This is a genomic window from Blautia obeum ATCC 29174, assembly GCF_025147765.1.
Taxonomy (GTDB): Bacteria; Bacillota; Clostridia; order Lachnospirales; family Lachnospiraceae; genus Blautia_A; species Blautia_A obeum.
In genome coordinates, this window is sequence record NZ_CP102265.1 from 1,909,375 (window position 1) to 1,933,930 (window position 24,556).

Annotated in this window: 29 protein-coding genes; 2 read left to right on the forward strand and 27 right to left on the reverse strand. The window is 41.5% G+C overall.

Annotated features, from left to right (window positions below; genetic code table 11):
- The 12 genes from hisB to NQ503_RS09185 all read right to left on the reverse strand — a co-directional run bounded on the left by hisB (nt 1) and on the right by NQ503_RS09185 (nt 11,704).
- Nucleotides 1-591 carry an imidazoleglycerol-phosphate dehydratase HisB gene (gene hisB, locus NQ503_RS09130; RefSeq protein WP_005424637.1) on the reverse strand — a complete coding sequence of 197 codons (591 nt, stop codon included), beginning with the start codon at nt 589-591 and terminating at the stop codon, nt 1-3.
- Nucleotides 592-603: 12 nt separating this feature from the next.
- A complete protein-coding gene (hisD, locus tag NQ503_RS09135) occupies nt 604-1,905 on the reverse strand; it encodes a histidinol dehydrogenase (protein WP_044925566.1) in 1,302 nt (433 codons plus the stop codon).
- Between the two features lie 24 nt (nt 1,906-1,929).
- Nucleotides 1,930-2,571, reverse strand: coding sequence for an ATP phosphoribosyltransferase (hisG, locus tag NQ503_RS09140; RefSeq protein ID WP_005424635.1), 642 nt, complete (start codon nt 2,569-2,571; stop codon nt 1,930-1,932).
- 1 nt (nt 2,572) lies between these two features.
- On the reverse strand, nt 2,573-3,691 hold the full coding sequence (gene hisZ / locus NQ503_RS09145) for an ATP phosphoribosyltransferase regulatory subunit (protein WP_005424634.1): 1,119 nt from the start codon (nt 3,689-3,691) through the stop codon (nt 2,573-2,575).
- Nucleotides 3,692-3,783: 92 nt separating this feature from the next.
- Nucleotides 3,784-4,317 carry a Holliday junction resolvase RecU gene (locus NQ503_RS09150; RefSeq protein ID WP_022389315.1) on the reverse strand — a complete coding sequence of 178 codons (534 nt, stop codon included), beginning with the start codon at nt 4,315-4,317 and terminating at the stop codon, nt 3,784-3,786.
- A gap of 14 nt (nt 4,318-4,331) precedes the next feature.
- The gene (gene lepB, locus NQ503_RS09155) at nt 4,332-4,889 is read right to left on the reverse strand and encodes a signal peptidase I (protein ID WP_005424631.1); all 558 of its coding nucleotides are present in this window, start codon (nt 4,887-4,889) and stop codon (nt 4,332-4,334) included.
- Nucleotides 4,873-5,865 (reverse strand): RluA family pseudouridine synthase, encoded by a 993-nt coding sequence (locus tag NQ503_RS09160; RefSeq protein WP_022389314.1) that lies wholly within the window; start codon nt 5,863-5,865, stop codon nt 4,873-4,875. Before NQ503_RS09160 ends, lepB begins: the two co-directional genes overlap by 17 nt.
- 9 nt (nt 5,866-5,874) lie before the next feature.
- Complete coding sequence (locus tag NQ503_RS09165) at nt 5,875-6,498, reverse strand: hypothetical protein (RefSeq protein ID WP_005424629.1); 624 nt, start codon at nt 6,496-6,498, stop codon at nt 5,875-5,877.
- A gap of 20 nt (nt 6,499-6,518) precedes the next feature.
- Nucleotides 6,519-8,414, reverse strand: a complete 1,896-nt coding sequence (locus NQ503_RS09170; RefSeq protein WP_005424628.1) for a YgiQ family radical SAM protein — start codon at nt 8,412-8,414, stop codon at nt 6,519-6,521.
- Nucleotides 8,415-8,423: 9 nt separating this feature from the next.
- Entirely contained in the window at nt 8,424-9,230 is an 807-nt protein-coding gene (locus NQ503_RS09175) for a GTP pyrophosphokinase (RefSeq protein ID WP_005424627.1), read from the reverse strand.
- A 99-nt stretch (nt 9,231-9,329) separates the two neighbouring features.
- Nucleotides 9,330-9,974 (reverse strand): M23 family metallopeptidase, encoded by a 645-nt coding sequence (locus NQ503_RS09180; RefSeq protein WP_233435655.1) that lies wholly within the window; start codon nt 9,972-9,974, stop codon nt 9,330-9,332.
- A gap of 278 nt (nt 9,975-10,252) precedes the next feature.
- Complete coding sequence (locus NQ503_RS09185; RefSeq protein ID WP_044925560.1) at nt 10,253-11,704, reverse strand: aminoacyl-histidine dipeptidase; 1,452 nt, start codon at nt 11,702-11,704, stop codon at nt 10,253-10,255.
- Nucleotides 11,705-11,909: 205 nt separating this feature from the next.
- Between NQ503_RS09185 and NQ503_RS09190 the strand changes: the two genes are divergently transcribed.
- Nucleotides 11,910-12,743, forward strand: a complete 834-nt coding sequence (locus tag NQ503_RS09190; RefSeq protein WP_154648332.1) for a hypothetical protein — start codon at nt 11,910-11,912, stop codon at nt 12,741-12,743.
- Here NQ503_RS09190 and NQ503_RS09195 read toward each other — a convergent pair.
- The 10 genes from NQ503_RS09195 to NQ503_RS09240 form a co-directional block, all read right to left on the reverse strand.
- The gene (locus NQ503_RS09195) at nt 12,720-13,352 is read right to left on the reverse strand and encodes a hypothetical protein (RefSeq protein WP_005424621.1); all 633 of its coding nucleotides are present in this window, start codon (nt 13,350-13,352) and stop codon (nt 12,720-12,722) included. The two genes, NQ503_RS09190 and NQ503_RS09195, sit on opposite strands and share 24 nt — an antisense overlap.
- Nucleotides 13,349-13,858, reverse strand: a complete 510-nt coding sequence (gene coaD / locus NQ503_RS09200) for a pantetheine-phosphate adenylyltransferase (protein WP_005424620.1) — start codon at nt 13,856-13,858, stop codon at nt 13,349-13,351. Before coaD ends, NQ503_RS09195 begins: the two co-directional genes overlap by 4 nt.
- An 8-nt stretch (nt 13,859-13,866) precedes the next feature.
- On the reverse strand, nt 13,867-14,421 hold the full coding sequence (gene rsmD, locus NQ503_RS09205; RefSeq protein ID WP_005424619.1) for a 16S rRNA (guanine(966)-N(2))-methyltransferase RsmD: 555 nt from the start codon (nt 14,419-14,421) through the stop codon (nt 13,867-13,869).
- Nucleotides 14,418-14,813, reverse strand: coding sequence for a methylglyoxal synthase (locus tag NQ503_RS09210; protein WP_022389309.1), 396 nt, complete (start codon nt 14,811-14,813; stop codon nt 14,418-14,420). Before NQ503_RS09210 ends, rsmD begins: the two co-directional genes overlap by 4 nt.
- A 287-nt stretch (nt 14,814-15,100) precedes the next feature.
- Nucleotides 15,101-15,328 (reverse strand): alpha/beta-type small acid-soluble spore protein, encoded by a 228-nt coding sequence (locus NQ503_RS09215; RefSeq protein ID WP_005424616.1) that lies wholly within the window; start codon nt 15,326-15,328, stop codon nt 15,101-15,103.
- Between the two features lie 127 nt (nt 15,329-15,455).
- Nucleotides 15,456-16,859 carry an alanine/glycine:cation symporter family protein gene (locus tag NQ503_RS09220; RefSeq protein WP_005424614.1) on the reverse strand — a complete coding sequence of 468 codons (1,404 nt, stop codon included), beginning with the start codon at nt 16,857-16,859 and terminating at the stop codon, nt 15,456-15,458.
- 188 nt (nt 16,860-17,047) lie between these two features.
- Nucleotides 17,048-17,419 carry a DUF6465 family protein gene (locus tag NQ503_RS09225; protein WP_005424611.1) on the reverse strand — a complete coding sequence of 124 codons (372 nt, stop codon included), beginning with the start codon at nt 17,417-17,419 and terminating at the stop codon, nt 17,048-17,050.
- A 101-nt stretch (nt 17,420-17,520) separates the two neighbouring features.
- Nucleotides 17,521-19,572 (reverse strand): ATP-dependent DNA helicase RecG, encoded by a 2,052-nt coding sequence (recG, locus tag NQ503_RS09230; protein WP_259892449.1) that lies wholly within the window; start codon nt 19,570-19,572, stop codon nt 17,521-17,523.
- A 4-nt stretch (nt 19,573-19,576) separates the two neighbouring features.
- Nucleotides 19,577-21,241, reverse strand: a complete 1,665-nt coding sequence (locus NQ503_RS09235; protein ID WP_044925558.1) for a DAK2 domain-containing protein — start codon at nt 21,239-21,241, stop codon at nt 19,577-19,579.
- Between the two features lie 21 nt (nt 21,242-21,262).
- Nucleotides 21,263-21,622, reverse strand: coding sequence for an Asp23/Gls24 family envelope stress response protein (locus tag NQ503_RS09240; protein ID WP_005424603.1), 360 nt, complete (start codon nt 21,620-21,622; stop codon nt 21,263-21,265).
- A gap of 155 nt (nt 21,623-21,777) precedes the next feature.
- Here NQ503_RS09240 and rpmB point away from each other — a divergent pair, with 155 nt between their 5' ends.
- Nucleotides 21,778-21,966, forward strand: coding sequence for a 50S ribosomal protein L28 (gene rpmB, locus NQ503_RS09245; RefSeq protein WP_015542684.1), 189 nt, complete (start codon nt 21,778-21,780; stop codon nt 21,964-21,966).
- A 96-nt stretch (nt 21,967-22,062) separates the two neighbouring features.
- On the opposite strand, the gene NQ503_RS09250 is transcribed toward rpmB, so the two are convergent.
- From NQ503_RS09250 to NQ503_RS09270, 5 genes are all read right to left on the reverse strand, one after another.
- Nucleotides 22,063-22,200, reverse strand: coding sequence for a hypothetical protein (locus NQ503_RS09250; protein WP_154648331.1), 138 nt, complete (start codon nt 22,198-22,200; stop codon nt 22,063-22,065).
- A gap of 95 nt (nt 22,201-22,295) precedes the next feature.
- Entirely contained in the window at nt 22,296-22,670 is a 375-nt protein-coding gene (locus NQ503_RS09255; protein ID WP_022389304.1) for a GerW family sporulation protein, read from the reverse strand.
- A gap of 12 nt (nt 22,671-22,682) precedes the next feature.
- Nucleotides 22,683-23,663 (reverse strand): DUF2953 domain-containing protein, encoded by a 981-nt coding sequence (locus NQ503_RS09260; RefSeq protein ID WP_005424595.1) that lies wholly within the window; start codon nt 23,661-23,663, stop codon nt 22,683-22,685.
- Between the two features lie 4 nt (nt 23,664-23,667).
- On the reverse strand, nt 23,668-23,979 hold the full coding sequence (locus NQ503_RS09265) for a hypothetical protein (RefSeq protein WP_005424593.1): 312 nt from the start codon (nt 23,977-23,979) through the stop codon (nt 23,668-23,670).
- A gap of 115 nt (nt 23,980-24,094) precedes the next feature.
- The gene (locus tag NQ503_RS09270; RefSeq protein ID WP_005424591.1) at nt 24,095-24,547 is read right to left on the reverse strand and encodes an NUDIX hydrolase; all 453 of its coding nucleotides are present in this window, start codon (nt 24,545-24,547) and stop codon (nt 24,095-24,097) included.
- Nucleotides 24,548-24,556 lie beyond the last annotated feature (9 nt).

Sequence of the window (24,556 nt, forward strand, 5' to 3'; positions counted from 1 at the left end):
TTATGCAAGACTTCCCTTGGTAGAGAGTACATCTGTAATGCGTGGATCATAGGAAACAGCCTGATCCAATGCTTTGGAAAAGCTTTTGAACATTGCTTCGGCAACATGATGGCTGTTGCCACTGGTAAGTACTTTGATATGCAGGTTCATGCCACAGGAATAAGAAATAGCATAGAAAAACTCTTTTACCATTTCAGTGGACATATCTCCGATCTTTTCGGAAGTAAACTCTGCATCCCATGAAAAATATGGCCGGCCGGAAAGGTCGATTGCACAGAGTACAAGAACTTCATCCATTGGGAGGATACAGCTTCCGTAGCGGCGGATTCCTTTCTTGTCTCCAATTGCTTCTTTGATCGCAGTACCAAGGACAATACCGGTATCTTCAATTGTATGATGGTCATCTACCTCCAGATCGCCATGGACACGAACGCAGAGATCAAAAAGGCCATGTCTTGTAAAACCGTCAAGCATATGGTTAAAGAAACCGACGCCGGTTTCAATATCAGAATAACCAGTTCCATCCAGAGTCAGTTTGAGTTTGATCTCTGTTTCTTTTGTATTACGTTCTACAGATGCTTCTCTTGCCATATCTGTTTCCTCCTACTGTTCTTCGTCTTCAAAACGGACAGCAATAGAGTTGGCATGTGCAGTCAGCTGTTCTGAAGTTGCAAACTGTTCAATGTCTTTATGAATTTTACGCAGAGCTTCTCTCGAATAGTACACGATACTGGATTTTTTTACAAAATCATCGACAGAAAGTGCGGAGAAGAATTTTGCTGTTCCATTTGTCGGAAGAACATGGTTTGGTCCGGCAAAATAATCGCCGAGTGGTTCAGAGCTGTTTTCACCGATAAAGATTGCTCCGGCATTTCTTACTTTCATCATTACTTCAAATGGGTTGGCAGTTACAATCTCCATATGTTCAGAAGCAATGGCGTTGGCTGCTTCAATGGCTTCATCCATGTCTTCTGCAATTAAAATATAACCAAAGTTATCGAGGGACTTCTGGATGATCTCTTTACGGGAAAGGACTTTGACAAAACCGTCAACTTCTTCGCTGACTTTTGCTGCAAGTTCCTTACTTGTCGTGATCAGGATGGCAGAAGCAAGCTCGTCATGTTCTGCTTGTGAAAGAAGGTCGGCAGCTACATATCTTGGATTGGCTGTTTCATCGGCAAGAACCAGAATCTCACTTGGGCCGGCAATGGAGTCAATGCTGACATAGCCATAGACCGCTTTTTTGGCAAGCGCTACAAAGATGTTTCCAGGTCCTACAATTTTGTCAACTTTTGGGATACTTTCTGTACCGTAAGCAAGTGCACCGATTGCCTGTGCTCCGCCGACTTTGTAAATTTCATCTGCACCGGCTTCTTTGGCTGCAACCAGAGTGGATGGATTGACTTTACCGTCTTTTCCCGGAGGAGTTGTCATAACGATCTGGTCTACTCCAGCTACTTTGGCAGGAACGATGTTCATCAGTACGGAAGAAGGATAAACAGCCTTTCCGCCCGGAACATAAACACCAACACGTTCAAGGGCAGTTACTTTCTGTCCAAGCATGGTACCATTTGTTTCACTGGTGAACCAGCTGTTCTGGCGCTGTTTTTCGTGATAGCTTCTGATATTAACAAGTGCTTTGCGGATAACATCGATCAGAGCCGGATCGACTGCCTCATAAGCTTCTTTTATTTCTTCTTCAGTTACTTTGATCGTATCTGCACTGATCTCTGTTTTGTCGAACTCTTTTGTATAGGCAAAAAGAGCGGCATCGCCTTCTGTTTTTACTTTGTTCAGAATTTCGTCAACTGCTGCTTCAAATTTGCCATAGTTGTTTGGGCTTCGTTTCAGGAGATTTTCCAGAATATCTTTTGTACTTTCTTTTGTAAGTGCTACTGTACGCATTATGTTCATCCCTTCTGTTGGTTATTATTTACTGATCACATTTCTGAGATCACGGATCAGGTTACGGATTCGTTCATCTTCCATTTTCATGCTGACCTGGTTTACGACCATTCTTGCAGAAAGTGGGCAGACTTCTTCAAGAACATTTAGACCGTTTTCACGCAGGGTGCTTCCGGTTTCAACAATATCTACGATCACTTCGGAAAGTCCGACGATCGGAGCCAGTTCGATGGAACCGTTCAGCTTAATGATCTCTACTGTCTGATGTTTCTTATTATAAAAATAGTCTTTGGCAATGTTTGGATATTTGGTTGCAACGCGGATCAACTGGTTGTTCTGAAGCAGTTCACGGGCACTTTCCGGTCCACAGACACACATACGACATTTCCCGAATCCGAGGTCCATTACTTCATAAAGCTTACGTCCTTCTTCAAGAATGATATCCTTGCCAGTGACGCCGATATCGGCAGCACCGTATTCAACGTAAGTTGGTACATCAGGTCCTTTGGCGAGGAAAAAACGTAATTTCAGATCTTCATTGACAAAGATCAGTTTGCGGGTATCTTTGTCACGCATTTCTTCGCAGGTGATTCCAATCTGTTCAAACATATCCAGCGTTTTCTGTGCAAGTCTTCCCTTCGTAAGGGCAACGGTAAGATATCTCATATCAGCAGTCCTCCTTTTCACGGCGAAGAGCTACAGCCGTTCCTTCATTTCTCAATTTCTGCGCTTCCAGAATGGCTTCGCGGCGATTAGCTTCTGTATAGGTAAGAATGACTGGTGCTTTTTTCTCCGGAAGTGAAATCTTCTGTCTGGACAGAGCCATAAGGAGATTATCGACAGTGATGCCAAAACCAATGGAGGCAGCAGGTTTGCCGAAATGTTTCAGAAGATTGTTGTAACGTCCTCCTTTTACGACTGGTTCACCGGTTCCATAAGTATATGCCTGGAAAATGATTCCTGTATAATACTGGAATTTGCTGAGCATACCGAAATCAAAGCTGACATACTTTTCATATCCGTAAATTTTGAGAATTTCATAGATTTCTTCCAGCCGTTCTACCGCTTTGATTGCACAGATATTGTCTGTCAGACTGCGTGCTTTCTGAAGAATTTCTGAAGAGCCGAACAGGTGTGGAAGTTCCAGAAAAGCTTTTTCCAGAGATTCCGGAATATTCTGGCTGCGTACAAGATCTTCTACACCAAAATAGTTTTTCTGGGAGATCAGGGAACGGAGATTTTCTTCTTCTTCGATATCCAGATTGGCATCCTGAAGAAGAGATTTGAAATAGTCAACCTGTCCGACACTGACCTGAAATTCTTTTAATCCGGCTTTTAAAAGGCATTCAACTGTCATGGCGAGAAGTTCTGCATCTGCTTCGGCAGAATCATCACCGATACGTTCTACACCCATCTGAGTGGTCTCTTTGAGTCGGCCCTGATAGCTGGAATTATTGATAAAAGTGTTTCCTGTATAAGAAAGTGTTATAACCTGGTGCTCCGGATTAAAATAAGTAGCGCAGGCTCTTGATACGGATGGTGTGAAGTCCGGGCGTAATACCAGGGTATTTCCTTCACGGTCAAAAAATTTATACAGATCCTTGGAAGGAATTGTACCTACTTCTCTGCTGAATACTTCAAAATATTCAAAGGAAGGAGTTTCAATCTCCTCATATCCATAGGAATCAAATACTTTGCGGATTTCTGTCTGAAGATGATGCTTCTGGCTGCACTCTCCATTATAAATATCGCGAACACCTTCAGGTGTATGAAAAATTCGCTGCATAGTCGTTTCCTCCTCATTACAGATAAGCACTTTAACGTGCTACCATGTTACTATGTAAAACAAGAAAATTATAGTAGAAAAAATAGAAAATGTCAATCCCGCAATTTCAGATCTGTCTGGATTCCATCCAGATAGGGAACAAGAAATCCATTTTTTTTCTGTAAATAGTAAATGGAATTCAATTCTTCGCGCCGAAAGCTTTTGCGCCCTCCGGACTGCATGCGATTCCAGAACTTCATCAGGTCACGGAGCGGAAGGTAATAAAACAGATCTGCATGACTGAAAAAAATAAGAAAAAAAGCAATTCCGCCCTGCTGCTCAAAGGCGTTCATGAATTCGACCTGATGCGGGTGGATATTGCTTAACGGAAAAGTATCAACACTGCATTCTTTAGCATCAAAGCAGACCGGGATTCCCTGAACAGCACCGATATAATCGACTGTACTGCGTTGCTCAAAGTATGCGAGTGTGATATGACGGTTTTCTTTGTCCATGCGGACTGGTGTGATCGGCGTTGGAATTTTCTGAATCAGAGCAAGGTTTTTTTCTGCATATTGTTCATTGGTTCGGTTCACGAGATCCTCCAGGGTTGAACCCCGGAGGCCTCTGCTGTTCCAGGTTGCCATATTGGAAAATCCTCTCAGTTCAGAAGTTTGATAGATGGATAATAGCGTACGATGGCTTTTCCGACGATCTCATCAAAGGATACAAAGGTGTTTTTCCAGAATCTTGAGTCTCTGGAATATTCGCGGTTGTCACCGAGCATAAAGTAACTGTTTTCCGGTACCTTATAGGGACCATAATTTCCAGTCGGAACCTCCGGTACGAAGCTGTCATCCAATGGTTCATCAGAGCCATTTATGTATACTTTACCGTCACGGATTTCTACGGTTTCACCAGGAAGTCCGATCAGACGTTTGATGAACAGCTGGCTTTCATCATCCGGGAATTTGAAGATGATGATATCAAAGCGTTCCGGATCTTTGGTTTTGTAGGAAATGTGTTTGCCGAAGAAATCAAAGTTCAGACCATATGCCATGCGGAAACCGAAGATACGGTCACCGGTCATAATCGTATTTTCCATGGATTCAGACGGAATTTTGGCGTTGATGAGAACAACATTATTTACAACAAGAACTACTACTACAACAATGATGATCATTTTTACATAATCCCAGATTTCATTCCAGATTTTCATAACTACACTCCTCTAAATGTTCTTCTTTTAATATATGTTGAAATTGCACTGGTAAAACTGCCTCAAAATGTTTTTCGGACAGGTTATGCAATTTTCCTTCAAGTTCAGGAAAAGTCAGGCGATAAGCATGGAGAAGCTGATGTTTCAGCCCATAATGATCACGGAAATATCGATTGAATTCCTGGCTGCCGTATTTTGCATCACCGGCCAGAGGATGTCCCTCAGATGCCAGATGCGCACGAATCTGATGTGTACGGCCCGTGATCAGTCGTACTTTCAAAAGAGTTGCATGCTCATTATTGCAGATAGGTGTGTACTGTGTTTCGATTGGCTGGGCATCTTTTTCTTTTGTCGGTGAAACACTTACTTTATTCAGGTTTGCATCTTTATGCAGATATCCACGGATATGCCGCGAGCGGGTAAGCTTTCCCTTAACGATGCATAAATAGTCTTTATGAACGGTACGGTCATGAAATAACGTTGACAGTTCCTGCAGTCCTGCAAGAGATTTTCCGGCTGCGATAACACCGCTTGTATTTTTGTCCAGACGGTTGCATACGGAAGGATGAAAGGTCCGCAGATTTTCTTCTGTCAGTGAACCATTTTGAAGAAGATATCCAATCAGGTATTCTACCATGGAAGGTTCTTTGGTATCATCTGGCTGAGAAAGCATACCTGCCGGTTTGTTGATCAGAAGAATATCAGTGTCTTCATAGATGATATCCAGATCAGTTACGGCCCTTGCTGTCTGTTCCTGCTGACTGAATTTTGAAAAAGTTTCATCACTGAGAAACAGTCTGATCTGGTCTCCGGTGTTGAGCTTTTCGTTTCCAGTTGCTTTTCTGCCATTTAATGTGATGTTTTTTTTGCGAAGCATTTTATAAAAAAAGCTTTTGGGTGCATTCCGGAGTAGTTTTGCAAGATATTTGTCAAAGCGCTGTCCGGCCTCGTTTTCGGTGATTTGGAATTCTTTCATAAAGCTCCTTTACAGACAGATTGCCAGAATAGTGTGTTTGATCAGTTCATTTCTGGAAAGTTCCGGATATTTTTCGTCCGGGCGGAATTTAATTCCCTCCTCCAGAGATTCTTTGTGTGCATTCATGGAATCAAGACGTTCCAGAAACGGATCCAGTCGGGTAAAAATCTTGACGGTTGCTTTGAAACTGTTTCCTCTGAGAATCTTCTGACATTCCCGCTCCATGAAAGCTACGTCAATTTTAGGATCACTGCTATATCCGACAACAGTGTTTCCACAAATTGCAAATGCGTCAATGTTTGCACTTTTCTCATAGAAAGTCATGTACATTTCATAAGACATGGTAAGTTCGCCGGCATGTTCATGAATCCTACGGTATACAGATGTTTCTACTTGTCTGGCGCGAAAGATCATGATCAGGCTGACCAGAGATTTGCAGGCTGGAAGGCAGCCGACAACAGCTATCACAGTCCAGATAGTCAGTCTTGTATGAAAATATAGCATTGCTGAGAAAAAAATCAGCAAAGGTACTGCAAATAAAACAGCTGTAATAAGAATCCGCCGTTTCTTTTCGGAGGCAAGATATCCATAATCTCCCTTTCTGGAAGAATTACGTTTTTTTGTTTTACTCATGTAATGCTCCTTTAAATGTTTTATTTCTTCGTTTTTTTCTTATGTGTATTGCGGATGGTGGTTCTGTGAGCTGGTCTGCGTGATGAACCAGAGTTTTTGTTTCCTGGAGAAAAACTGTTTTTCTTTTCCGGACGAATTAGGCATTTCGGACCAAAACCGACCAGATCCATGCGTCCGGCACGCTGCAGTCCTTCCAGAACCAGCTTACGGTTGGCTGGATTCTTGTACTGCATCAACGCACGTTGTATCGCTTTTTCATGAGGATCTTTCGGTACATAAACCGATTTTCCGTCCAGTGGATTGATACCGGTATAATACATACAGGTAGAAAGTGTGGATGGTGTTGGATAAAAGTCCTGCACCTGTTCCGGGGTGAAGCCAAGATCACGCACATATTCAGCGAGTTTTACGGCATCTTTGATCGTACATCCTGGATGAGAAGACATAAAGTATGGAACAGCATACTGTTTCTTGCCGGTAGCTTCATTTGCTTTGTCATATTCTCTGAGAAACGTCTGATAGATCTGATGAGATGGTTTACCCATATAGTGAAGTACCTGGTCTGAAACATGTTCCGGTGCAACACGAAGCTGTCCACTGATATGATATTTGACCAGTTCCTGCATAAATACAGGACTTTTATCTGCGACAACATAATCAAAACGTACACCAGAACGGATAAAGACTTTTTTGACACCGGGTACTTTGCGCAGTTTTCGAAGAAGGGAAACATAGTCTGTGTGATCTACCTGAAGGTTTCCACATGGCTTCGGAAAAAGACACTGGCGATTCTGACAGACTCCTTTTGTCAGCTGTTTCTGACAGGATGGTTGTCTGAAATCTGCGGTCGGACCGCCTACATCATGAATATAACCCTTAAAATCAGGATCCTTTGTCATTTTGATGGCTTCTTTCAGAATCGATTCATGGCTTCGGGTCTGAAGGATTCTGCCCTGATGAAATGTCAGTGCACAGAAATTACATCCACCGAAACAGCCTCGGTTGCTGGTGAGACTGAATTTAATTTCCTCCAGTGCCGGAATACCGCCTTTGGCATTATACATCGGATGCCAGGTGTCAGTATATGGCAGATCATAGACATCATCCATTTCCTGCTGTGAAAGCGGATGTGCCGGAGGATTCTGAATAATATAGCCTCTGGTTCCATAACTCTCAGCAAGTGGTTTGGCGGTAAAAGGATCTGTATTACGGTATTGAACTGCGAAACTGTCAGCATAAGTGTGTTTGTTAGACGAAACTTCCTCATAGGAAGGGAGAACGATTGGTTCGAATGCACGGGACAGATCTTTGCACTTGTACACAGTACCAGGAATGTAAGTGATCTCTTCAACTGGCAGTCCACTCTGTAGTGCTTCGGCAATCTGAAGAATTGAATGCTCTCCCATTCCGTAAGAAATCAGATCCGCACCGGAATCCATAAGGACACTTCTACGCACGCGGTTATCCCAGTAATCGTAATGAGCAAGACGTCTGAGGCTTGCCTCAATACCGCCAAGGATAATTGGAGTATGTTTATATGTCTGACGAATCAGGTTGCTGTATACGACCGTTGGCATATCCGGCCGAAGTCCCATCTCGCCGCCCGGAGAATAAGAATCTTTCTGGCGATGTTTCCTTGAGACTGTGTAATGATTGACCATGGAATCCATATTTCCGGCTGTTACAAGGAAACCAAGGCGCGGTTCACCAAAAGTCTGAATGCTTTCTTTATGACGCCAGTCCGGCTGTGGGATGATTCCCACACGGTATCCACGACTCTCAAGGAGACGGCTGATAATGGCAGAACCGAAAGAAGGATGATCTACATAGGCATCTCCTGTGATATATACAAAATCGACCTGATCCCATCCGCGCTGCTGCATTTCCTGCTTTGTTACGGGTAAAAAGTTTTGCATTATATACTCCTAAAATGAAACGGACTGGGCTCTATAACCCTCCGCAATAATGTCGAGCTGACGATGAAAACGGGCAAGCTGCTGAAGATCTTTTGTGCGGAATACCCGTAGAAATTCATCCTGGATTTTTTCAACTTCTCTTTTGTTGGAAATCTTGTACAGGTTTTCAATGCTGAGCAAAATGTCTTTTACCAGATTGGACTGTGTCTGTGAAGAATTCTGCGCATCCATAATCTCATCACGAACAGATGACATTTCACGGTCCAGTGCAATGATTGCATCAGCTGCGTTGCTCAGTCGCTCGGCTACATGTAAAGGCATCTCGCCTTTGTACTTATACTGCAGAGAATGTTCGATCGTAGCCCAGAAGTTCATAGCCATTGTACGAATCTGAATTTCGGCCTGAAGGCGTTTTGGCCCATTGATCGTATCTACAGTATAATAAATGATCAGATGATAACTCCGGTAACCACTCTGCTTGATATGTTTCAGATAGTTTTTTTCACTTTTGATGGTCATATCACTGCGGCTACGGATAATAGAGGCTACGGTATCAATATCTTCTTCAAACTGACAGATGATGCGGATACCGGCAATGTCTTCAATCTCTTCTTCCATCTTTTCCATGGGGATATGTTTGCGCTGCATTTTCTCCAGGATACTTGGAAGACTCTTGACACGCCCACTGACCTGTTCAATCGGGGAATACAGGTCATTTTGCTTGTGTTCATCTATAATATGTTCAAACTTTACCATCAGTTCTTTGACAGCAAGTTCATATGGACATAAAATACTTCTCCATAACTGTATTTCCATAAATATCGCTCCTTGCAGGATTGTTGCTTTGAAGTTAAGACCTGAAATACGAAAAGACAAAACTTCCCATACAGTATAACACAATTTGTACAATTTTTGTTAGTAATATGTATACTTTCTGATTTTTTTTCGGAGACATTGTAAAACATGGTATGGATTTACGCTGATATCCTGTCCTTCTGGGGTGGTGATATAGATGCCAAGGTGAAGGTGCACCGGAAACCTTTCGGAAGTGCCCTCCTGTCCATATCCGGTATTTCCCATGAAACCAAGAATTTCTCCGGCCTGCACTCTATCACCGGGAGTAAAATCTTCCTCATAGGAGGAAAGATGCGCATAATAAAAATATCCGCCAGAGTCAGAACGGATACCAATTCGGTATCCGCCAAGAGGCAGCCAGCCTTTTTGTTCAACAATGCCGTCTGTGATGCTGATGATGGGATAATAGCCGGATTGACTGACGGGACCAAAGAGATCGGTTCCTTCATGATGGCGATTTCCACCGTATGTACGTGAGTCCATCCAACTGTCTTCATAGCTGATGTCATCAGAGGCAACAGGAAAATACTGCAGATTTCCCCAGATTGCTTCATAATAATTTTTTAGCTGCAGATAGCAGCTTTTTTTGTACAACAGATAAAAGGTATTATCAGGAGAAATATGTTGAGGATGAAAATGACTGTTTAACATGGTTGTGGTAAGAAGATCACACCAGTCTGAAGGATAAAGACCGGATTCTGTCAATTGACGATAAAGTTCCGGGGACAGATTCTGTTGTCGGAACTCAGCAGAGGCGGCACAGTCTTTTTTTAGAACAGAGACAGTGCTTCGACTGAATGAAATGTAGGACAGTATGCTGTTAGACAGTATCAGAATGAAAAATACAAAGAAAAAAGAAGAACGTGACATAGATGTTATACTTTCTGAGTGGTTTTCAGATTATTATATGCAAAAAAGACTCCGCATATCTGCGAAGCCTTTTTGAGTAATTGAATTTATAATAGAATTTTGACTGCTTAAGCTCAGTCTTTTAACTCTTCAAGAACTTTTACAAGATATTTCCATACACGTTCTGTAGAAGCAATGTCAAGCACTTCTTCGGAAGTATGGATGTCTTTCATATCCGGTCCGAGAGATACACAGTCAAGGCCATCGATTTTTTTATAAAACAGACCACATTCAAGACCGGCATGAATAGCTACAACTTCTGGTTTCTGACCGTACATGGTTTCATATACTTCAACCATTTTGTCGCGAAGTGGAGATTCTTTGCGATACTCCCATGCAGGGTAAGCGCCCTGAATTTCATATTCTCCGCCAAGGAATTCTGTCAGATACTGAATCTTATCGGAAAGAGCATTGCGTGCTGCTTCTACGGAACTTCTGACACCTGAACTTGCAAAAAATTCATCTTCAGAGAGAGATACAATACCAATATTGGTAGAGGTTTCTACAAGGCCTTCGATATTTGCACTCATTTTCTGGATACCGAAAGGAACCTCCATCAGATAGAACAGAACTTTTTCGCGGCTTGTCGGGTGAAGGACTTTTGCAGATTCATGGCCTGCTTCTGTGATTTGGATAGAAATACCCTTATCACTTCCGTCATATTCTTCGCGAAGACCTTTTTCAACCTTGGAGGCATATGCTTTGACGGCGTCCATTTCTTCTTTGGATACAAGAATATCGCAGACTGCTTCTCGTGTAATGGCATTATCTTTCTGTCCACCAGTCATGGAAATAATCTCATAATCTGCTTCTCTTTTGAGTCCATACAGAAAACGCCCCATTACTACATTGGCATTTGCTCGTTTTTTGTCAATCTCAGAACCGGAATGACCACCCATCAGGCCGCATACTTTTATCTGAAGTTTTTCTCCTTCTGCGTCTACGCGTGCAACCGGGATATGGCTGACAGCAGAAAGTCCACCGGCACAACTGATCCAGAGGCTGCCCTCTGCTTCTGAGTCCATATTGATCATACGTTTACCCTTGAGTACACTGCAGTCAAGCCCTACAGCACCAAGAAGACCGATTTCTTCATCTACAGTGATCAGCACTTCCAGTGCCGGATGTGGCAGATCTGTACTGTCAAGAAGTGCCAGTGCATACGCTACTGCAATACCGTCATCACCACCAAGAGTAGTTCCGTTGGCTGTGACATATCCATCTTTTACAGAAAGATTCAGTCCGTCTTTTTCGAAGTCATGCTGTACATCGGGCCTTTTCTCGCAAACCATGTCCATATGACCTTGCAGAATAACAGTTGGTGCATTCTCATAGCCGGGTGTTGCTGGTTTATAAATGATTACATTGTTCATTTCATCCTGCACGTAGTCAAAACCATGTTCTTTTGCAAAAGCTACCAGATAATCGCTGATCTGTTTGGTGTTTCTGGAACCGTGTGGGATTTTGCAGATTTCCTCAAAATAATAAAATACCTGCTTTGGTTCGCAGTTTTCTAATACTCTCATATTGATTTCCTCCATTAATGAATTGTTGCGTGTATATTTATTTTATCGACATATCTGTCTGATATGCAGCATAAAGTAAAGAATAAAAATATAAAAAGCTGTATTTATGAGAAAAATATTTTATACCGTTTTCAGTATTTCACAAATATGTTTTTTGTTGTTGTATCCACAGGAAGCACTTGCAGCTTCAAAAGAAGGGATGCAATTGTGGTTGAATGTTCTTCTGCCTGTTTTGCTGCCATTTCTGATATTGACAGGAATATTGATTCATACAAATATGGCAGGAAAACTACTGCAGCCTGTGGAAGTGATCTGGAATAAAGTACTGGGTGTCTCAGCAGCAGGTGCTTATGCAGTCATTGTCGGAGCACTCTGCGGCTATCCGGTTGGTGCCAAAATAACATCCGATCTGTATGAAAATCATCAGATCAGTGAGTCAGAGGCAAAATATCTTCTTACATTTACAAATCATGCAAGCCCTGTGTTTGTACGTACATATCTGTGTCATATCTGTCTCAAAGATCAGATTCCTGCACGAACAGTGTTTGGAATATTTGCATTGTCTGATCTTACAATTATGCTTTTATTTCGATTTGTAGTTTATCGAAATAAAATCCAGTTTTTATCAGCAGATAAGAAAAAAAAGACATCCGTCTCAAGCTCATCAGGAGCTTTTCTGGATGTCTCCATTATGAATGGGTTTGAAACAGTTACCCGCCTGGGCGGATACATTCTTATGTTTTCCATTCTGTCTGCCTGTATCAGTCATTTTTGGAATATGAAAAATCTCATCGGATATACATTATCCGGTATATTGGAACTGACAACAGGACTTTGCCGTCTTCAAAATGCCAATATTCATATGCAATGGAAATATCTGTTGACATTATTTCTGACAGCTTTTGGCGGAATCTGTATAACATTTCAGACAAGAAGCCTGGTTACACGGAAACTATCAATGCTTCCTTATATAACAGCAAAACTTCTGAATGGAATTACAACCGTGTTATTCGCCTTATTCTTCTCCAAGATCATCTAACAGACTGTCTTCTTCCGGTGCGTCTGCCGGTTCTTCATGATAAGATCCGGTCATAGCTGCTGCCTGTGCTGTCTGAGGAGCAAGTTCCTGACGGTTATGATTAACAACATCAAGACAACTCTGGAGAGCATCGATAAATCCTTTGTATTTACCACCTGCGTCTTCAAGAGTCTGGTTCAGGACGGAACCGATATTTGCCATCATGTCATCAGTGTATGTGATAGCACTTAAACGAATGCTGTTTGCATCCTGTGTAGCGGAATCAAGGATTTCCTGTGCCTGTTTATTAGCTGCGTTAATTGTATCATTAGCCTGAGCATATGCTTTCTGCATGATCTCATGCTGTGTAACGAGCTCCTGTGCTTTGGCCTGAGCATCTGCGATAATAGCATCTGCTTTGGACTGAGCGTCTTCAAGGATTGCATCCTTATTACTGATGATCTTCTGATAACGTTTGATTTCATCAGGTGTTTTGAGACGAAGTTCTCTTAAAAGTTCTTCAATCTCTTCTTTATTTACAATAATTTTGGTTGCGGACAATGGCTGAAATTTACAGCTTTCTATAAATTCATCAATTTCGTCAATAATCTGTTCGATTCTGCTGCTCATAGTATATTCTCCTTGTTTTTTTCTTTCTCTTCCTGCATTTTTTTACATAATGCCTGTATGATCTCCGGCGGTGCAAAACTGGATAGATCACCACCGAAACGGGCAACTTCTTTCATGATGGTGGAGCTGACATAAGCGTACTCCAATGTAGTGGTAAGGAATACAGTATCAACATCCGGAGCCAGAACACGATTGGTCTGTGCCATCTGAAGCTCATACTCAAAATCAGTAACGGCGCGAAGACCGCGTACGATTACCTGCGCATGATTCTCTCTGGCAAAATTCACAGAAAGTCCGTCAAATGGTCTGATTACCACATTAGGAATGTCCTTTGTTGCCTTTTCCAATATATTAACACGTTCTTCTACAGAAAACAACGGACTTTTTGCAGAATTCTGCAAAACACCGACTACAACTCTGTCAAAGGAGACGCTTGCACGTCGGATAACATCCAGATGACCATAGGTTGCCGGATCAAAACTTCCCGGATAGACTGCTGTTACCATAGGTATTCTCACTTTCTTTTATGCAAAAATATATGTTTGTTTGTTTTGTATTCTTTGGAACGGGATAATTCATATCCTAATTCTTCCACATAAGAAAAATCCGTATGAAGATCGGCTTCTGTAACAATCAGGGTATCGGTATTTGCCAGAGAACTGTCTTTCAGATATTCGAGAACCTGACGCTCCAGATCTTTATTATATGGTGGATCCATAAAAATACAGTCAAAAGCCTCTTCACCTTCGAGAGAGCGAAGAGCCTGTAAAACATCCATGTTCAGCAGTTTACCATGTTCGGCAAGTTTTGTAAATGTAAGATTCTCCCTGATGCAGGCACATGCTTTGGGATTCTTTTCTACAAAAACAGCAGATTCTGCACCGCGGCTTAAAGCTTCGATTCCAATACCACCGCTGCCGCTGAACAGATCAAGAAAGCGGCAGTCCGGTATTTCAGGCTGCAGAATATTAAAAAGTGTTTCTTTTATACGGTCCGTAGTAGGACGGGTTTCCATACCAGGTACAGTCTTGAGGGCAAGACGCCTGGCTTTTCCTGCTATTACTCTCATTTCAGATTTAATCTCCAATCCAGGTCACCACGTGCCAGTCCGAGAATCAGAAGTTCGGCTGTTGCAATGTTGGTGGCAACCGGTATGTTATACTGATCACAACGCATAACGATCGCTGTGATATCCGGTTCTTTCGGATCAATCATAACCGGATTATAAAAAAGGATAACCATATCAAGATCCTGACGCTCTACCATTTCCATGAACTGTTTGTCTCCGCCAATGCTCCCTGCAAGAAATTTATGCACATGAAGGTTCGTGGCTTCTTCTATTCTTCGACCGGTAGTTCCTGTGGCATAGACCTCATGTTTGGCGAGTATATTCTTGTAGGCGATACAGAAATCTTCTATAAGTACTTTTTTGCTGTTGTGTGCAATGATTCCTAAATTCATCGTTCATCTCTCCATTTTCACCAATACATTACTGGCTTTTTTGTTATAATACAGCTATTCTCATATATTATAACAAGTCAACAAAAAATTGGCAATTAATTATTGTAAACTTATACAAAATTCATAGAAAATTAATATTTTATACAAGTTTACCCTATTTTTTAGAAAAAGTAAACCATTGTACGCAAAAAGAAACAGTGTTGTTTCATAGCTGCATACAGTTATAAAACAACACTGTCTGTTCAGAGTCGGATCAGATTTCGCTCAGATCAGTTCTTGGAAATGAATCAGTACTGTTCATTCTGAGAATTGCCGGACATCTGTCTTTCCTGCTGTTCAATCATTTTTTTGACCATATATCCGCCGACACTTCCGTTCTGTTTGGATGTCAGGTTTCCGTTGTAGCCATCGGTAAGCGGAACGCCCAGTTCATTTGCAACTTCGAATTTAAAACGATCCAGGGCTCCTTTGGCTTCAGGTACAACTGCTCTGTTAGAAGAACTGTTTTTTGTCATGATAATTTCCTCCTTGGTTTTCGTTTAATTTGGATGTTACAGTGCTAGTATATGGAATGAAGCAAGAAATACACTGGAACATTCTGCACGAAATGGAAGAAACTAAAATAAATTTTTATATAGAAGGTCAGGCATCTTTTCCATCGCCTGTTGTAAAATACTCTTTTACAAGTTTTACAACTACACCGGACAGAAGGAATACAGCAATAAGGTTTGGAATAGCCATCAGACCGTTGAAGGTTTCGGCAATATTCCATAAAAGTCCAAGATCTACAGTTGCGCCAAGAATTGCTACCAGAGAATACAGGACCATGAATGGTTTGGTTGTCCTGGAACTGCTGAAGAGGAATTCACAGCATCTTGCACCATAAAGTCCCCATCCGATGATCGTAGAAAATGCAAAACAGCACATTGCTACAGCTGTGAAGACAGAAACCCAGCTTCCGTATGTAGAAGTAAATCCGAGAATAGTAAGCTCTGCTCCTGCTGCTGCGCCATATGAAACAGGAATTCCACTGCAAAGGATTACGAGTGCGGTAAGAGTACAGATGACGATGGTGTCTGTAAATACTTCAAAGATCCCAAAAAATCCCTGTTTGACAGGTTTACGTGTATCTGCGCAAGCATGTGCGATCGAACCGGTACCAAGACCTGCTTCATTAGAGAAGATACCTCGGGATACACCTTTTTTCATGCTCATAAAGAAGCTTCCTACTGCTCCGCCTGTAACAGAAGCCGGGGTAAACGCTCCTTTAAAAATAGAAGAAAATACATATGGAATGCGGCTGAAATTAAGGAAAACAACGCCAAGAGCAAGAATGATATAAAACACAGCCATAAATGGAACCAGTTTTTCTGCTACCTGACCGATTCTTTTGATTCCACCCAGGAGCACAAGTGCTACAAGTGAAGCAATGATAATTCCCATGATCAGATTGGCAGTAGAGATGCTATCGGAGGAAATCAGATTGTAATTTATAAGTGCAGAATTAACAGCAGCTGTGATCGTATTAACCTGTGTAGCATTTCCGGTACCAAATACAGTCAGTACACCAAAAGCGGAAAAGAGGTATGCAAGCCAGTGCCAGTGTTTCTTCAGGCCATTTTTGATATAATACATTGGTCCACCGACAAGTTCACCGTTTTCGTTAGTTTCACGAAAGTGTACGGCCAGAGTTACTTCGGAAAATTTGGTACACATGCCAAGGAGTGCAGAAATCCACATCCAGAATACAGCACCAGGACCTCCAATGGCAATGGCGCCTGCGACTCCGGCAATATTTCCGGTTCCGACTGTGGCTGCAAGTGCAGTACAGACAGCCTGAAAAGGTGTCATTCTTCCGTCAGATGCCTCACGTTTTCGGAGCATGCGGCCAACGGTTGTTTTCATAGCGTAAGGGAATTTCCTGATCTGAAGAAATCCTGTACGGATGCTGAGATAAAGGCCGACTCCGATAATACAGATCATAGCCGGAACACCCCAGATAAAATTGTTTACTGTAGTGTTGATTGTTTCAATAACCGATAACATTCATTTTGTTCCTCTCTATTTATTTTGGGTGCTTTGCAAAAACAAATGTCGTGCCAAAGCAGACAGATTCTCCTTATAATAACATGAAATTGAAAAAATGTACAGAAAATGATACAAAACGGTTGATTTGAAGAAAAAAACAGATGATCGTTTCGGATCATCTGTTTTTATATGTTTGCAAAATAAGATTATAATTCGATAAATCCTGTAATGTCACCGTTGATCACATAATGTGCACCATTATCTTCTGGTTTGATATATATTTTCAGATCAACAAGTTCGGATTCTTTTTTGCCCATTTCTTCCGTCCAGACCTTTTTGATGTTTTCTATGATGTCTCTTTCATAGACTTCTTTTCCAAGCCACTGTACATATACTTCTGTATTTAAAGAAACAGTTTTTCTGGAAGATGTTTTTCTGACAGCGGTCTTTTTAACTGTTGCAGCTTTTTCTGTTACTTTTTTTGTTACTGTTTTTTTTGCAGGAGCCTCTTTTTCGGTAGCCGGTTTTGCAGTAGATGTCTTGAGTTCTGCTTTTTTTGTAATTGTTCTTGTAGCCATAATAGCCTCCTCACAAGGTAGATATAATTGATACGGTACTAGGATACTACGTTTTTTCACAATTTGCAATGGCTTTTCTGGCTATGCTCATGGAGCCAGAATCAAAGTCCCAGACCGTCGGAGGCGTTTTCCTGGCGCTTCAAAAGATAATGTTTAAGTGCCCGATGCTGTTCGAGTGAAAGATCAGGATCAAGAGACAAAATCTCAGCAGCAGCTTCACTTGCCGATTTCAGGATTGCAGAATCGTTGTAGATATCTCCGATTCTGAATTCCATATCGCCGCTCTGGCGAATGCCAAAGAGATCACCAGGTCCACGCAGCTTCAGATCTTCTCCTGCGATATAGAAACCGTCATTTGATTTATTTAGAATATCCAGTCGTTTTGAGGTGGTTTCTTCATCAGAACCCTGTATAAAAATACAGTAGGACTGATATTCTCCTCTTCCAACACGCCCACGAAGCTGATGGAGCTGAGCCAGACCAAAGCGTTCGGCATTTTCAACCATCATGACAGTTGCGTTCGGAACATTGACACCAACTTCAACTACCGTAGTGGATACAAGAACTTGAATTTCATTTGCGGCAAACTTTTCCATGATCTCATTTTTTTCTTTTGGTTTCATTTTTCCATGAAGGAAAGATACATTGATATCCGAAGGAAAGATTCCTTTTAATTTTCTGGTGTAATCCAGTACATTTTCAGCATCCAGTCCCTCGCTCTCTTCCACCATTGGGCAAATGATATATGCCTGTCTGCCTTCCCGTACCTGACGTTGGATAAAGGCATATGCTTTGGGGCGATAGGAAGTATTGACTACACAGTTTTTGATAGGAAGTCTTTTGGCTGGTAATTCATCGATGATGGAAATATCCAAGTCGCCGTATAGGATGATCGCCAATGTACGTGGAATTGGTGTGGCACTCATAACAAGAATGTTTGGTGGATTTCCGCGGGTTGTGAGAGCTTCTCTTTGTTTGACACCGAAACGATGCTGTTCATCGGTTACAACCAAAGCAAGATCATGATATTCAACTTTTTCCTGAATCAGTGCATGGGTACCAATAATGATCTGAGCCTCTCCTGAAGCAATATGCTGGTAAATTTCTCTTTTTTCTCTGGCAGTATTGGAACCTGTCAGCAATACAACATGGAAATTCAGTCCTTGTTCCTCCTGTAATCTGAGAAAGCCATCGTAATGTTGTCTGGCAAGTACTTCTGTCGGTGCCATGAGTGCTGCCTGATAACCATTTTCACAGGCCAGTATCATGGCAAGAAAAGCGATGATTGTTTTGCCACTTCCTACATCTCCCTGAACCAGGCGGGACATTAAAGCCTGTCCGGACATATCACGTTCGATTTCATGCCAGGTGTTTAGCTGAGCACCTGTCAGAGAATATGGAAGATTTTCTATGATCTGTTCGGTAGTCCATGTTTTATTGATTGGAAAATAATTAGGTGTTTCCTCACTTTTCTCTTTCAACATTTGGACAGAAAGAATGAACAGCAGAAATTCATCAAAAACAAGACGTTTTCGTGATAAAAGAAGCTCCTCCATATTTCCTGGAAAATGGATGGTGCGCAAAGCATAGTTGATGTCTGCAAGCTGATAACGTTCCCGTATTTCTTCAGGTAGAAATTCACTGTACATTGGAAGATTTTTCAGGAGCTGGTGAATCATTTTAGTAACAGTTTTGTTAGACAGACCACCGGTCAGCCCGTACACAGGTTGTAAACTGTGCAGTATTTCTCCATAAGCGGCAGGAGTAAAAACCTCCGGGTGTTCCATTTCAAGGTGGGACTGCTTTCGTACGATTCGTCCACGGAAGACAAACTGACTGTCTCGCTTCAACACAGTTCGAAGATATGGCATATTGAACCATATGACTGAAAGTTTGCCAGAGGAATCATTTATGGATGCAGTAATGATCTGCCTGCCTTTTGCAGAAGTAACGTAAACGCCGGAACATACCGCAGCGGAGACGGCTTTTACCGTCCCCTCTTCCAAATCTGCGATATCTACCGGCGCTTCAAATGCGTCATAATTTCTTGGATAATAGTGAAGGAGATCGTCTGTATCATAGATGCCAAGTTTAAAAAAAAGTTTTTCTGTTTTATCTCCAACACCCTTTAATGTTCGTAAACTGTCACCCATTGGTTTATTCTACAGATATAATATAGTAGTAAATCGGCTGACCACCGTTATTTACTTCTACTTCACAGTCTGGATATTTTTCTTCCAATACTGCAGCAAGAGCTTCTGCTTTTTCTTCAGAAGTATCACAACCATAATAAATACTGATTACTTCTGCATCATCAGTCATCATGGCATTTACGGTTGCAACAGCAACATTTTCTTTGCCGCTGCCTACTGCAAGAATACCCTTGTCACCAATACCCATAATGTCACCTTCGTGTATTTCCTTATCTTCTATGCGGGTATCACGCACTGCATAGGTGATCTGACCAGTGTGTACGCGGGAAATGGCATCTATCATTTCAGCTGTGTTTTCTTCAGCTGTTTTTTCTGGGACAAAGCTGATCAGTGCGGTCACACCCTGTGGAATTGTCTTGGTAGGGATGACGATGATCTCTTTATCTTCGGTAAGATCGCGAGCCTGATTAGCAGCGAGAATGATATTTTTATTATTCGGAAGGATATAGATCGTTTTTGCATTGACTTTGTCAATTGCATTTAACATATCCTCTGTACTTGGGTTCATTGTCTGACCGCCTTCAATCAGGTAATCAACTCCAAGTTCTCTGAAAATATCTGTAAGACCGGCGCCGGCAGATACAGCGATGAAACCGGTTTCTTTTGGAGGAGTCTGCTGTTTTTCTTCCTCTGCCTGCTGTTTGGCAAGTTTCTCTGCATCTTTAATCAGTTTTTCCTGATGCTCTTCACGCATGTTATCAATTTTCATACGAGAAAGAGAACCATATGTTAAAGCACGTTCGATTGCCTGTCCCGGATGGTTTGTGTGTACATGGACTTTGACAATTTCATCATCTGCAACAAGAACGATAGAATCACCGATAGAAGTAAGAAATTCCTTGAAAGAATGCTCTTCTTCAATTGGCATTGGCTTATTCAGAAGAATGATGAATTCTGTACAATATCCGAATTTGATATCTGCTTCTGCCTGTGGAGAAATCTTAGTTACTGCAGCACCTGCAGGTTTCTCGAATTCAGAGTAATCAACTTCTTTGCCGAGAAAGCCGTCAATTGCACCACGCAGTATTTCAAGGAGTCCCTGTCCACCTGAATCAACGACACCAGCTTCTTTTAATACCGGAAGCATTTCCGGTGTGCGGGAAAGAGTATATTCTGCATGTTCAAATATTTCTTTGAAAAAAGGTTCCAGTTCTTCTGCTTCCGGAGCAATTTCTGCAGCTTTGAGAGAGGCTTCTTTTGCTACAGTAAGGATGGTTCCTTCTTTTGGTTTCATAACAGCTTTGTATGCTGTTTCTACTGCACGTTCCATGGCAGCAGCGATTGTAATGGCATCCAGTTCGTTGGATTTTCTGACTCCCCTGGTGAATCCGCGAAGTAACTGGGAAAGAATTACACCAGAGTTTCCACGGGCACCACGAAGAGAACCGGAAGAAATGGCTTTTGCCAGCGTTTCCATATCCGGCTCTGTCAGCGCACTTACTTCTGCAGCTGCAGACATGATCGTCATAGTCATATTTGTACCTGTATCTCCATCTGGAACAGGAAATACATTTAATTCATTGATCCATTCTTTTTTTGCTTCCAGGTTCTTGGCGCCGGCCAGAAACATTCTGGAAAGTACTTTGGCATCTATGGTCTTTATGTTCACCACAAGTTCCTCCTCTGATTATTAATCGATGGCGCGTACGCCTTCCACATAGATGTTGATCTTTTCGATTTCCATACCGGTGAAATCTTCAACTTTATATTTTACATTGCTGACAAGGTTATCTGCAATTGTACTGATGTTAACTCCATAGGCAACAATTACATGAAAATTCAGGCGGATCCTGTTGTCTTCAGTGATTGTTACGCTGATGCCGTGTTTCAGGCTGTCTTTGCGAAGAAGTTTTACCAGTCCGTCCTTCATACTGACAGCTGCCATTCCAACAATACCGAAACATTCTACAGCAACACTTCCTGCATAGGTAGCAATTACGTCTGTATCAATGACGATTTGTCCTAATCCGGAATCTATACGTCCATTCATATAGGTACCTCCAATTTTTTAGTATGCATGTATTATAACCTTTTTTTTACGAAAAAGGAATATTATTTTTAGAATTTCTGTTTTTTTACTTGCAAAAGGCAAATTCATCTGTTAAAATAAGACCTGTTGAAAAAAAGCGTCAAGGAGGTGCTATCATGGCTAAATGCGCAGTTTGTGAAAAAGGTGCTTATTTCGGAAATAATGTAAGTCATTCACATAGAAGATCTAATAAAATGTGGAAATCTAACGTGAAATCCGTTAGAGTTAAAACCGCTGCTGGCGGTGCACAGAAGATGTATGTATGTACTTCTTGTCTGAGATCCGGAAAAGTAGAAAGAGCATAATCATTTCATTAAAATGAACGAATAAGAAGAGGCACGGGATGTATCCCGTGCCTTTGTTCGTGTTATAATCACTTCTGCTGCTTGTTGTCAATAATATCATCTGCAGAACATGTGATATCCACATAGCAGGCAAAGGCCGGCTGAGATAATAATGATCACATTTTCTGTAACGAGCATGCCGATCACCATTCCGATGCCAATGCAGAACAACATTAATCCCAAAAGTCTTCCCACATCCGACCTCCGTCTTTTGAGGTTATATTATTATATGCAAAAAAGACTTTCGGGAGAATCACGAAAGTCTTTTTGTGAGTGTTCTTTTTCTATTTTTATTCATCGTTTCCATCATCTGAAGAAGTGTTTTTCCCAAAACCGGATGAAAAACGATCTACAAAATCCGGAACCATATCAAGAACCTTTGTAAGTCCATCCTGATTTTTGATATTTACCAGTTTGGTAGTTCCGTTCTGAATAACAAGGACAGCGCTAGGGGTGAGTTTTCCGGTCATACCGCCACCGCCGTTACTTTTTTTGTCACCTTCAAATGCACCAGCACCAACACCAAAGGATACATCTACTAGAGGAAGAATGATCGTATCTCCTACATGGATTGCTTCTCCTACAACTGTTTTGGCGGAAATGAAGGCATCCAGCCCTTTGAAAAGAGAGTTTACAGTGTCTTTGAAATTGTTTTCGCCTGACATAATCAGTCCTCCTTATTTATGCTTCCATCGTCTGATGATGTACTTGATATTTTTGTTAAAATATAATTCCAGAGCAGTTTTTAATAAAACGACTCCGTATATTCTGCCTTTTATCTGAATATTTCCCAGTATAACATTCCGGTCTTCAAATAAAGGTGTTACAGCAATGCAATTTTTGTGAAGAGGTATCGTCATTCCCAGAATTGCAAGTACGGCTCCTGTAACAGATGGATCTGAGCTTCCAAAAGTAAGTGTGCCCTGTATTCTAGTTGGAAATACATGCCGAAGCAACCGGAAAAACCTGTCCTTTATGAGAGAAAACGCAGCTTTTGTTCTGGGATGTTCCAGAAATTTCTGATATGATTCTATTTTAGCACAGATATTCTGGATTGTTAAAGTAAAATTTTCTACAGAGGAAGGAATACGGCAAATTTTCTGCCATAATCTGCTAAGTCTGTTCCAAAGATTCCGAAAAAATATGCCGAGTCTATAAAAGAGATGTCCAATCTTTGTTCGTGCATATTCAAGATCTGTATCTCTTTCAGAAGCTACGGTTTCTTCAGTGAGATCGGAAGCCTCATTTGTGGAACGACAGGAATCTGCTGTTGAGACATCTTTGAAATCTGTTGAATTTGTACTTTTTTCTGTATTAGCTGGCAAAGAATCTGCATGACCGTTCTGAGGCTTTTTTTCGGCAGGATGGCTTCTGTTTCGAAATTTCTGGATCAGTTTCATGATTGGGATTCCGAATAAACGAAAATCAAAAGCTGATGTACCGTTTTGGTATTGCAGCTGGAAAGAAACAACGCCAAAAAGCCAGCTGACACGTGCCCGTGCAGAAATATCCCGGAAAGAATCTGTTTCCTTAGTGCCGGAAGCCCTGTAACGGACCGGACAGAACAGAATGAGTAGCACTGCCACTAGTATGAGACCTAAAAGGATTCCCAGAAGGATCAATATAAACTTGAGTAATGTCCATAGAATATGTAGCATGCGTTCACCTGTTCTTCCAATATTCTTTTATATTAAGTTCTCCGGTTTCTTCATAGATAGTCTGAACCATATCTGTAATAAGTTCCAGAGCCTCTTCTTTGCCTTTGGCAATACCTACGATCTCAGGACAGATACGTGCTGCTGTTTCCTGAACAAGTGTTAGAGCCGGCAGAATTTCCAGTTGGTTATGAGGATTTTCTGATAATGTGATCAGATAGATGCCAGGTACAGGTTTCCCCTGAATGAGTTTCAACCGAATTTTGCTGATATTTTTTATACTCGCTCCTCTATAGTAATTCTTGTGCCACTTCAGCATCTGTTTCACTGCTCCTTTAGGGGAATATCTTTATATTATATTTCCCTTTTTTTTAGAATTTAAACAGGACTGCGTAGGATACGCAGCCCTGTTATGGATACATTTTCTGCAGAGCTTATACTCTGTGCTGTTTTCCCCAGAGTCCTTGACTCCGCATTTCCAGATATTCCTGATATGCTTTTTCTACAATCTGTTTCTCATTAGAGAAACGGAGAAGATGATAGATTTCATGAAATTTGTAATAACCGGAATCTACGAAAAATTCTTCTCTCTGAGGTCTGCTATGATAATTATCAGCCGTCATCAGATACCAGTGTACTTCTTTTGTAACGATATCTTCGGGTACTGTAAAATTATAATGACTTTTGCCAATATATTTCACTACGGAAGCTTTGACTCCTGCTTCTTCACGCACCTCTCGTAAAGCAGTCTGGATATGTGTTTCGCCCTGCTCCACGGTTCCTTTCGGCAGCACCCAGCCCTCATAACGATTCTTATAAGACTTGTACAGTGCCAGTATTTTACCACGATAAATTACCACACCGCCACAGCTCGTTGCTTCTATCATTTTGCAATT

What these genes read in the sequence shown, in the direction of transcription:
- rsmD (WP_005424619.1), bottom strand. Translation starts at nt 14,421, where the DNA reads ATGAGAGTAATAGCAGGAAAAGCCAGGCGTCTTGCCCTCAAGACTGTA.
- NQ503_RS09165 (WP_005424629.1), bottom strand. Translation starts at nt 6,498, where the DNA reads ATGAGTAAAACAAAAAAACGTAATTCTTCCAGAAAGGGAGATTATGGA.
- NQ503_RS09225 (WP_005424611.1), bottom strand. Translation starts at nt 17,419, where the DNA reads ATGGCTACAAGAACAATTACAAAAAAAGCAGAACTCAAGACATCTACT.
- NQ503_RS09210 (WP_022389309.1), bottom strand. Translation starts at nt 14,813, where the DNA reads ATGAATTTAGGAATCATTGCACACAACAGCAAAAAAGTACTTATAGAA.
- NQ503_RS09260 (WP_005424595.1), bottom strand. Translation starts at nt 23,663, where the DNA reads ATGCTACATATTCTATGGACATTACTCAAGTTTATATTGATCCTTCTG.
- NQ503_RS09185 (WP_044925560.1), bottom strand. Translation starts at nt 11,704, where the DNA reads ATGAGAGTATTAGAAAACTGCGAACCAAAGCAGGTATTTTATTATTTT.
- rpmB (WP_015542684.1), top strand. Translation starts at nt 21,778, where the DNA reads ATGGCTAAATGCGCAGTTTGTGAAAAAGGTGCTTATTTCGGAAATAAT.
- coaD (WP_005424620.1), bottom strand. Translation starts at nt 13,858, where the DNA reads ATGGTAACAGCAGTCTATCCGGGAAGTTTTGATCCGGCAACCTATGGT.
- hisG (WP_005424635.1), bottom strand. Translation starts at nt 2,571, where the DNA reads ATGAGATATCTTACCGTTGCCCTTACGAAGGGAAGACTTGCACAGAAA.
- NQ503_RS09170 (WP_005424628.1), bottom strand. Translation starts at nt 8,414, where the DNA reads ATGCAAAACTTTTTACCCGTAACAAAGCAGGAAATGCAGCAGCGCGGA.
- lepB (WP_005424631.1), bottom strand. Translation starts at nt 4,889, where the DNA reads ATGAAAATCTGGAATGAAATCTGGGATTATGTAAAAATGATCATCATT.
- NQ503_RS09240 (WP_005424603.1), bottom strand. Translation starts at nt 21,622, where the DNA reads ATGAATGGACGTATAGATTCCGGATTAGGACAAATCGTCATTGATACA.
- NQ503_RS09215 (WP_005424616.1), bottom strand. Translation starts at nt 15,328, where the DNA reads ATGACAAAAAACAGTTCTTCTAACAGAGCAGTTGTACCTGAAGCCAAA.
- NQ503_RS09175 (WP_005424627.1), bottom strand. Translation starts at nt 9,230, where the DNA reads ATGGAAATACAGTTATGGAGAAGTATTTTATGTCCATATGAACTTGCT.
- hisD (WP_044925566.1), bottom strand. Translation starts at nt 1,905, where the DNA reads ATGCGTACAGTAGCACTTACAAAAGAAAGTACAAAAGATATTCTGGAA.
- NQ503_RS09160 (WP_022389314.1), bottom strand. Translation starts at nt 5,865, where the DNA reads ATGAAAGAATTCCAAATCACCGAAAACGAGGCCGGACAGCGCTTTGAC.
- NQ503_RS09265 (WP_005424593.1), bottom strand. Translation starts at nt 23,979, where the DNA reads ATGCTGAAGTGGCACAAGAATTACTATAGAGGAGCGAGTATAAAAAAT.
- NQ503_RS09150 (WP_022389315.1), bottom strand. Translation starts at nt 4,317, where the DNA reads ATGGCAACCTGGAACAGCAGAGGCCTCCGGGGTTCAACCCTGGAGGAT.
- NQ503_RS09270 (WP_005424591.1), bottom strand. Translation starts at nt 24,547, where the DNA reads ATGATAGAAGCAACGAGCTGTGGCGGTGTGGTAATTTATCGTGGTAAA.
- hisB (WP_005424637.1), bottom strand. Translation starts at nt 591, where the DNA reads ATGGCAAGAGAAGCATCTGTAGAACGTAATACAAAAGAAACAGAGATC.
- NQ503_RS09255 (WP_022389304.1), bottom strand. Translation starts at nt 22,670, where the DNA reads ATGTCAGGCGAAAACAATTTCAAAGACACTGTAAACTCTCTTTTCAAA.
- recG (WP_259892449.1), bottom strand. Translation starts at nt 19,572, where the DNA reads ATGGGTGACAGTTTACGAACATTAAAGGGTGTTGGAGATAAAACAGAA.
- NQ503_RS09220 (WP_005424614.1), bottom strand. Translation starts at nt 16,859, where the DNA reads ATGTTATCGGTTATTGAAACAATCAACACTACAGTAAACAATTTTATC.
- NQ503_RS09195 (WP_005424621.1), bottom strand. Translation starts at nt 13,352, where the DNA reads ATGAGCAGCAGAATCGAACAGATTATTGACGAAATTGATGAATTTATA.
- hisZ (WP_005424634.1), bottom strand. Translation starts at nt 3,691, where the DNA reads ATGCAGCGAATTTTTCATACACCTGAAGGTGTTCGCGATATTTATAAT.